Source organism: Streptomyces sp. NPDC045778 (assembly GCF_056431945.1).
Map to the genome: position 1 here is coordinate 410,730 of NZ_JBWKJZ010000003.1, position 7,740 is coordinate 418,469.

The window sequence follows — 7,740 nt, forward strand, 5'->3', positions numbered from 1 at the left end:
GTGTTTCGTCATACAGGGCGTGTTCCCGGTCGAGCGCTGATCAACAAGGTGAGACGTACGACCTGTCGGCCGACCGGGTGTCCCGCCGAGTCACCGCCCCGCGGGACGCGGGTCACGGGGCTGCGCGAAGAGATACCCCGCGCGCCAGGCGCTCTTGTCACCACTTCTATCTGCGCACTAAAACGAGCGTTCTATTCAGTGCGAGGTTAGATGTCGTCCGTGGGGCGCCTGGTATGACTGGTGCATGCAGGAAGAGACCGCGCGATCCGCGATCGACACGTTCATCTCCGCGTTCAACGCCTCGAACGACAGCTATGTGACGACACTGCTCGCTCAGGCCCTGACCTCAGACGTCGTCTTCTGGGGCCCGTTGGGCCGCAACGAGGGAATCGAGGCGGTCGAGCGGTTCGTGCTCGACATCCGGCGGCACCCGGCAGGCGTCGGCACGATGGTGCGCTGCTCGGCGGTGGACATGCCGGACGAATGGGCCCGCTACCAGTGGGTCTTCACCACGCCGGACGGAGGCCCGCGCCTCGCGGGAACGGACGTCGTGCATCTGCGACGCAGCCTCATCGACCAGATCATCGTCTTCGCGGGCGAGATCGACCCGTCCCCCTCCTGACACGTGGCGTGAAGGCGCGGAACCCGAACCGTTCGGTGCCGCCAACACCCACGCGGCGCGAGGCCGGACTGGGTGACGGCGGGCGGGTGGGCTTCGTCGCCGACCTGGAGCCGGAGGTCCCAGGCGCCCGCCGCCTGGACCACCCCAACGGCGGTCTTCGGCCTCGGCGGGGCCGCCCTCGCCCTCGTGCCCAGCTCCGCCCTGGCGACCCTGCTGCCGGGCGAGCGGTTCCGCGCCGAGTCCCCCTGATCAGATGTGAAGTTCGGGTGGGAAGCCGGTCCAGCGCAGTTCCGCGGGCAGGTGCCGCATGTCGTTGTAGAACAGTACGGAGGACGGCTTGCCGGGCGCGTAGCGGATGACCGTCAGAGCCGCGTTGCAGTGGTTGAGGCCCACCCAGCGCCATTCGGGTGCGTCGAGGGCGGCTCGGATCAGCCATCCGATGACGAAGTTGTGCGTGACGACCAGTTCATGGCGGGGCTGGTCCCCGGCGACAGGGCCGGTGAATTCCGCGCGTGCTCTCCAGGCCAGCGCAGGGCCCCCGTCGCGTTCCTCCTCCGGAACCTGGGCGAGGAAGCTGAGCACGGCCTCGGCCGAGTCCGGGGGCAGGTCCTCCTCCGCGGGCAGGTAGGGGACGTAGTCACCCGCCAGTTCGGACTGGAGCAGCGGGACGCCGTCGAGTTGCGCGCCGATCAGCTGGGCCGTCTGCCGAGCCCGAGGCAGCGGCCCGTGGTGGATCACCGACAACGGGGCGCTCCGGAGCCGTTCACCGAGCAGGACAGCTTGCCGCCGGCCGCCTTCGGTCAGGGCGGTCTCATCCGGTGAGGCTTCGCCGTGCCGGGCGAGGTAGAGGTAGCGAGTGGCTGTCATGTGCGGGGTCTCCGTCGCGTCCGTGATCTTGTTCGTCAAGGAGGGACGCGGATCCCTGCCGGTCTGGTTCTGCTCCGGCTGCCACCCCTGAAGGTGCCCGGAATCAAGAAGCCTTGCAGGCCTGCCCGGTGCGCAGCGCGGTGGTCACCGTGGCGATGATGTCGTCCAGGCGGCCCCGGGTGTCCTTGAGATCGTCGATCCGCCGGTCGATGCGGTCGCGCTCGCCCGCGAGCCAGGTGATGAGCTTCGGGTCGCCTCGCCCGTGGCCACGCACGGCGGGAGTTCGCGGATCGACTTGCTCGGCGCTGCGGGGCGAGGTGTTCGTCGGATTCGGCGGGCCCGACGACCGCAGGCCCGCACCCGTGCCACGCCGGGCCGTCGCCGCGGGATTCGACGGCGTCGAACTGCACGGCGCGAACGGCTACTCGCCGCTGCGGACGGTCGACCGGGAACTCTGGTACCAGGGAGGGGACTCCGGCTACCTCGACTGACGGCCCCGCGTCCCCCGGCACAGTGGACGGGCCTGCCCGTTGTGCCGGGATGATCCGTGTTTGTCGGCCCGTTAGAGGGCGGTACGGCCCGAAATACAAGGTCGGCACGGCCTACCGATTCCGCCCGCGGGCGGGATATTCCTGGAACAGCCCCGGGAGGACCGCCTTCCCGGGCCTGCTTCCCGCAAAGGAGCCCCGACGTGGACGGATGGTACGTGGACGACCGCTGCACCAACTGCGATGTCGCGCGGCAGTTCGCGCCCGAGCTGATCGGCGAGGCCGAGGGGAAGTCACGGATCCTGCGACCGCCGCGCGACGAGGCGGAGAACCGGCGCCTGCACGCCGCCGTCTTCTCCTGCCACACCCGGTCGATCCGCCCGGCGTCCGGGCGGCCGGACCCGGCCCTCGACCCCTTCCCGATGGCGCTCGACGACAACGTCCTGATCTGCGGTCACAACTCGACCCAGACCGCGGGGGCCAACTCCTACCTGCTCCGGCGGCCGGACGGCACCGTCATGATGGTCGACACGCCCCGGTGGAGCCGGGACCTGGCCGAGCGCTGGACGGCCACGGGCCCCGTCACCGACGTGCTGCTCACCCACCGCGACCACGCCGCGCACGGCCGCCGCTACGCCTACCACTTCGGTGCCCGGCTGTGGATCCACGAGGGCGACCTCGACGCGGCCCCGGACGCGGACCAGGTGATCCGCGGCCTCGAACCCCGGGAGATCGGCGCGGGCGTCACCGCCCATCCGCTGCCCGGCCACACCCGGGGCAGCGTGCTCTACCTCGCGGACGACCGGTACTGCTTCAGCGGTGACAGCATCTACTGGTCACGCACCACGGGTGACCTGGAGGTCGCGGAGAGCGTGACCTGGTACTCCATCGAGGAGTTGGCCGCATCGCTGGCCCGGACCGCCGGGCGCCTGCGGTTCGGGTGGGTCCTCCCGGGGCACGGGGACCGCCGCCGCCTCGCCGCCGACGACATGTCCCGGCGGCTGCGCCACCTGACCGACCGCGTACGTCAACTGACTCCCCAGCCCGTCGACTTCACGGCCATCCGCTGGTGAGAAGGCGCCACCGCGGCCTCGCGCTCAGCCCGGCCGGTGGCCAAGGCTCCCGGCCCACACCGCCGGGGTCCGGCCCGACCACGGGCTCGCCAGTTCGAGCTGCCCGGCCAGGCGGAAGAGGAGGTCCTCGCGCCCGTAAGCCGCGGCGAACTGCATGCCGATCGGGAGGCCCGTCCCGGCGTCAGCCGCCAGCGGCACGGACATGGCGGGCGTGCCCGCCACGTTGAACGGCATGGTGAACGGCGAGCGCTCGTGGAGGCGCTCGACCCAGCCCAGGCCGTCCAGCGCCTCGGCTCCCTCGGCGAAGGAACCCACCGGCAGCGGAAGCTCCGGCAGGGTCGGGGTGAGCAGCACGTCGTACGCCTCGAAGTGCCGCGCCAGGCTCCGTGCCACCCGGTTGCGTACCGCGAAGGCGGCGGCGAACTGGGGCCCGCTGACCCGCTGCCCGTAGCGGTAGCCGGCCAGGGTCACCGGTTCGAGGGTCGAGGAGTCGACGGGCCTGCCGAGGGCGGTGGCGAGGCCGTCGACCGAGGCCGTGAGGTTCGCCGTCATCAGCCGGGCGGTGGCCAGGACGAATTCCTCCCAGTCGGCCCCGAGACCGACCTCGGCCTCCGCCACCTCGTGACCGAGCGATTCCAGCAGGCGCACGGTGCCGGAGAGGGCCGCGGCCACCGGCGCGGTGGTGCGGCGCCCGCCCCACGCGTGCGGGAGGACACCGATGCGCAGCGCGCCCGGCGGGCGGGTGACTTCCCGCGCGTAGGGCCGGGCGGGCTCCTGCGCGAAGTAGGGGTCCCCCGGCTCCGGGCCGCGGATCTGGTCGAGCAGCGCCGCGCTGTCGCGCACGGTGCGGCTGACACAGCCGTGCACGACCAGGCCGTTGAGCACCTCGTCGGCGTCCGGGCCCATGGACACCCGGCCGCGGGTGGGCTTCAGGCCGAAGAGGCCCGTGTGGGCCGCGGGTACGCGCAAAGACCCCCCGGCGTCGGTGGCGTGCGCCAGCGGCACCACCCCGGCGGCGACAGCCGCGCCCGCGCCTCCGCTGGACCCGCCCGCGCTGCGCTCCGGATCCCACGGGTTGCGGGTCGCGCCGTGCAGCACCGGTTCCGTCGCCATGCTGTACGCCAACTCCGGGGTCGCGGTACGGCCGAACGTCACCAGGCCGGCACGGCGGAAGCGCCGCATCAGTGAGGAGTCGGTCGCGGAGACGTGCCCGGCGGCGAGGCGGCTGCCCAGCTCCGTCCGCCGCCCGGCCATGGCGACACCGAGGTCCTTGATCAGGAAGGGGACCCCGGCCAGTGGCGTGCTGCCGGGGCGCGGCCGGTCGTCGGTCGGCCATGTCTCCACGAGGGCGTTGATCCGCGGATCGACCGCCCGGGCGGCCCCGCGCGCGGCTGCCTCCACCTCGGCGGGCGTCACCTCGCCCGCGGCCACCAGCTCCGCGAGCCCGACCGCGTCGAAGTTCACGTACTCGGTCACTTTCACTGTCGCTCCCAGCAGCAAGAACAGTACCGTCAGGTCCCGAGCGATACCGATCGGTCTCACCTGGAACTGATTGGTACCGTAACAGGCGTCGAGAACCTCACCACCGACCGGACGTCACGGAGCAGTCATGGCATCGACCACCAGCAGGCCGAGCAGGGTGGCGAAACTGCCGCCGCGTGAGCGCGTCCTCGACGCGGCGGAGGAGCTTTTCCAGAGCGAGGGGATCCAGCGCGTGGGCGTCCAGGCGATCGCCGACCGGGCCGGGACCACCAAGATGGCGATCTACCGGCACTTCGAGACCAAGGACGCGCTGGTCGCGGAGTGGCTGCGGATCCTCGCCGCCGACTACCAGGCCGCCTTCGACCGGGTCGAGGCCGAGCACCCGGGCCGGCCGCGGGAGCAGATCCTGGGCCTGGCCCGCTTCATCGCCGACGGGCTGCCGACGATCTCGTACCGGGGCTGCCCGTTCGTCAACTCCCTCGCCGAGCTGCCCGACCGCTCCCACCCCGCACGGCAAGTGATCGAGCGGCACAAGGCCCACCAGATGAGCAGGCTGGTCGGCATGTGCGCAGAGGCCGCCCTCTCCGACCCCGGACAGGCCGCGGCCGAGATCACGTTCGTCCTCGAAGGCGCCCAGGTCAGCATGCAGAACGGAAGCGTCGATCAGGTGGGGGACCGGCTGATGAGGACCGTGGAGGGCGTCATCGACCGGTACGGCTCGCGCCCGGGGGCGCCCCGGGCGGACGCCGGCTGACAGCTGGCTCCTAGGAGTCGACGCCCAGCAGGCCGAGGAACGCGGACGCGGCGGGTGTCGGGGTGGCGCGGCTCCAGACGAGGCGCTCGACGCGCACCGGGCCGTCGGTGATCGGCACGCTCCGCAAGCCGTGCAGTTCGGCGGCGAACGCCCCGGGCAACAGGGCGACGCCGAGGCCCTGACGGACCATACGGGCCATCAGTTCGACACCGGACACCTCGAAAGCCACCTCGCGCCGCAGGCCCGCGGCCGCGAAGGCCTGGTCCGACTGGGCCCGGGCGGCGCTGCCCTCGGCGAAGTCGACGAACGCCTCGTCGGTGAGGAGGCGGAGGTCCACCTCCCGGTGCGTGGCGAGCGGGTGGTCCGGGGCGACCACGGCGACGTGCTGCCCGTGGGCCAGCTCCCGGTCGTGGACGCCCTGCGTCCGGTAGCCCGGCCGCACGCCGATGAACGCCGCGTCCAACTGGCCGTCGCGCACCCGCTCCACGAGCTGCTCGCTGGAGCCGGCGCGCAGGCTGATGCGCACCTGGGGATAGCGCCCGCGGTAGTCCCGCAGAACCGCGGGAAGGTCCACCGCCGTCACCGTGGGGATCGCTCCGACGCGCAGCTTGCCCCGCACCTCGCCGCTGGCCGCCGCCACCTCCGCGCGGGCCCGCTCGGCCGCGTCGAGGGCCTGGCGGGCGGCGGGCAGGAACGCCTCTCCCGCGGCGGTCAGCCGCACCCGGCGGCTGGTCCGCTCGAATAGCCGGGCCCCCAATTCCTTTTCAAGGCGGGCCACTTGGTGGCTGAGCGCGGACTGCACGACATGGCACCGTTCGGCGGCGCGCGTGAAGCTGGCCGTCTCCGCCACCGCGAGGACGTAGCGCATTTGCTGGAGGTCCATGGATCCATCGTGGATCACGATGAATATCCATGACAAGTATGTGTTGGACTGATGGGTGAGTACGGGGTGATCATGAAGTCAGCGGCGGGCCACAGCGGCCGGCGGCCGGTCGGTGACCGGTCACCGGCGAGCCACCGCCCAGCCTCCGGCCGGACCGGCGGGGGCCGGGCGCGGCAGCCCCGTCGTACGACCACCGGCGCCACGGCGCCCCGACTCCGCGGAGACATCCATGCGCGTGATCGCCCTCGACCACATCGTCCTCAACGTCACCGACGTCGAGCGTTCGCTCGCCTTCTACACCGGCCCGCTGGGCCTCGAACCGGTGCGGGTGGAGGAGTGGCGGGCCGGGAAGGTCTCCTTCCCGTCCGTGCGGGTCAGCCCCACCACCATCATCGACCTCTTCCCGGCGTCCGGGGCACAGTCGCCGGGGACCAACGTCGACCACATCTGCCTGGTGGTCGAGCCCCTCGACTGGCAGGAGGTCATCGACTCCGGTGAGTTCACCGTGCTGGACGGCCCCGGCGAGCGCTTCGGGGCCCGGGGCACCGCGCTCTCCCTGTACGTGCAGGACCCGGACGGCAACACCGTGGAACTGCGCTGGTACCCGCAGGACGCCTGAGCCTCCGCCGCCCCGGACCGGATCGGGCCCCAACTCCTGTTTCCGGGCGGTGACATACGCGACGAGGCTGTGACGATCGGCCGTGCAACGTCCTTCGGCCGTGGCGGGTCGAACGGGGTGGAAGTGCCGCACGGCACGGAAACAGCCCGAGTTGGGGGAGACAAGTGAGCATTCGTACCCGAGGTGCCCTGGCCGCGATGACCGTCGGCATGTGCGTGGCGGCCACGGCCACGGCCGTCGCCGCACCCGCCGCGACTCCCTCCGGCAGCGGGGAGGCGGGCAGTGGGGAGCCGCGCTTCCTCAGCGCCCGTGAGCTGCCGCCGCACCCCACGTCGGCGTGGCACGCGGGGCCGGTGACCCCGGGCCAGCCCGAGGCCCTGCCGGTGTGCGCGGGCGAGGCGCTGCCGTCGACGTCGGTGCACCGCACGTTCTGGACCGACCTCGACACCAACGCCGTCCAGGTGACCGTGGTGGAGCGCAGCACGCAGCGGGCCAAGGACTTCGCCGCGCTCCTGCGCCAGAAGCTCGACGGCTGCGCCGCGCGCCTCGAGCGGGAGCACCCGGACGTCGAGGCGAAGCAGAAGTACTACGGCAAGCTGAACGTCGAGGAGGGCGCCCACGTCTACGGGCTGCACACCAAGTGGAACTGGGGGGCCTCGGACGCCAACCTCTTCGCGGTGGGCCGCGACGGCCGGACGGTGACCCTCGTGCGCTGGGGCCAGCTCGGCAACCTGTCGGACGCGCCCGTAAGCGGCTTCAAGGCCACCGCCAGGACAGCCGTGAACAAGCTCTACTGAGCCACCCGCGCGGCCCCCGTCGGTGACTCCGCCGACGGGGGCCGACGTGCGGGACGCCGTCAGGGGGCCGAGTTGTAGAGCTGGACGGCGAGGACGTTCGCCTCGTCCTTGGAGGAGCCCGGCGGGATCACGAAGACCAGGTCGAAGATCTTCAT

General features: G+C 72.1%; 11 protein-coding genes. 7 read left to right on the forward strand and 4 right to left on the reverse strand.

Annotated features, from left to right (window positions below; translation table 11 throughout):
* Positions 1 to 244: 244 nt before the first annotated feature.
* Together AC07GB_RS06145 and AC07GB_RS06150 are read left to right on the forward strand one after the other, a co-directional pair.
* Entirely contained in the window at positions 245 to 622 is a 378-nt protein-coding gene (locus AC07GB_RS06145) for a nuclear transport factor 2 family protein (protein ID WP_478842043.1), read from the forward strand.
* Between the two features lie 72 nt (positions 623 to 694).
* Positions 695 to 871: a hypothetical protein gene (locus AC07GB_RS06150; RefSeq protein ID WP_478842044.1), complete on the forward strand. Its 177-nt coding sequence runs from the start codon at positions 695 to 697 to the stop codon at positions 869 to 871.
* Here AC07GB_RS06150 and AC07GB_RS06155 read toward each other — a convergent pair whose 3' ends face one another.
* Both AC07GB_RS06155 and AC07GB_RS06160 read right to left on the reverse strand, forming a co-directional pair.
* Entirely contained in the window at positions 872 to 1,489 is a 618-nt protein-coding gene (locus tag AC07GB_RS06155) for a histidine phosphatase family protein (RefSeq protein ID WP_478842045.1), read from the reverse strand.
* Positions 1,490 to 1,592: 103 nt separating this feature from the next.
* On the reverse strand, positions 1,593 to 1,763 hold the full coding sequence (locus AC07GB_RS06160; protein WP_478842046.1) for a hypothetical protein: 171 nt from the start codon (positions 1,761 to 1,763) through the stop codon (positions 1,593 to 1,595).
* A 43-nt stretch (positions 1,764 to 1,806) separates the two neighbouring features.
* Between AC07GB_RS06160 and AC07GB_RS06165 the strand changes: the two genes are divergently transcribed.
* Positions 1,807 to 1,980: a hypothetical protein gene (locus tag AC07GB_RS06165; protein WP_478842047.1), complete on the forward strand. Its 174-nt coding sequence runs from the start codon at positions 1,807 to 1,809 to the stop codon at positions 1,978 to 1,980.
* 200 nt (positions 1,981 to 2,180) lie between these two features.
* Entirely contained in the window at positions 2,181 to 3,050 is an 870-nt protein-coding gene (locus AC07GB_RS06170) for a 4Fe-4S domain-containing protein (RefSeq protein WP_478842048.1), read from the forward strand.
* Positions 3,051 to 3,074: 24 nt separating this feature from the next.
* Here AC07GB_RS06170 and AC07GB_RS06175 read toward each other — a convergent pair whose 3' ends face one another.
* The gene (locus AC07GB_RS06175; protein ID WP_478842049.1) at positions 3,075 to 4,532 is read right to left on the reverse strand and encodes an amidase; all 1,458 of its coding nucleotides are present in this window, start codon (positions 4,530 to 4,532) and stop codon (positions 3,075 to 3,077) included.
* Between the two features lie 127 nt (positions 4,533 to 4,659).
* Here AC07GB_RS06175 and AC07GB_RS06180 point away from each other — a divergent pair, with 127 nt between their 5' ends.
* A complete protein-coding gene (locus AC07GB_RS06180) occupies positions 4,660 to 5,286 on the forward strand; it encodes a TetR/AcrR family transcriptional regulator (RefSeq protein ID WP_478842050.1) in 627 nt (208 codons plus the stop codon).
* A 10-nt stretch (positions 5,287 to 5,296) separates the two neighbouring features.
* Here AC07GB_RS06180 and AC07GB_RS06185 read toward each other — a convergent pair whose 3' ends face one another.
* The gene (locus AC07GB_RS06185) at positions 5,297 to 6,169 is read right to left on the reverse strand and encodes a LysR family transcriptional regulator (protein ID WP_478842051.1); all 873 of its coding nucleotides are present in this window, start codon (positions 6,167 to 6,169) and stop codon (positions 5,297 to 5,299) included.
* Between the two features lie 229 nt (positions 6,170 to 6,398).
* Here AC07GB_RS06185 and AC07GB_RS06190 point away from each other — a divergent pair, with 229 nt between their 5' ends.
* A complete protein-coding gene (locus tag AC07GB_RS06190; protein ID WP_478842052.1) occupies positions 6,399 to 6,788 on the forward strand; it encodes a VOC family protein in 390 nt (129 codons plus the stop codon).
* Positions 6,789 to 6,952: 164 nt separating this feature from the next.
* Complete coding sequence (locus AC07GB_RS06195) at positions 6,953 to 7,585, forward strand: hypothetical protein (RefSeq protein ID WP_478842053.1); 633 nt, start codon at positions 6,953 to 6,955, stop codon at positions 7,583 to 7,585.
* Positions 7,586 to 7,740: the final 155 nt, after the last annotated feature.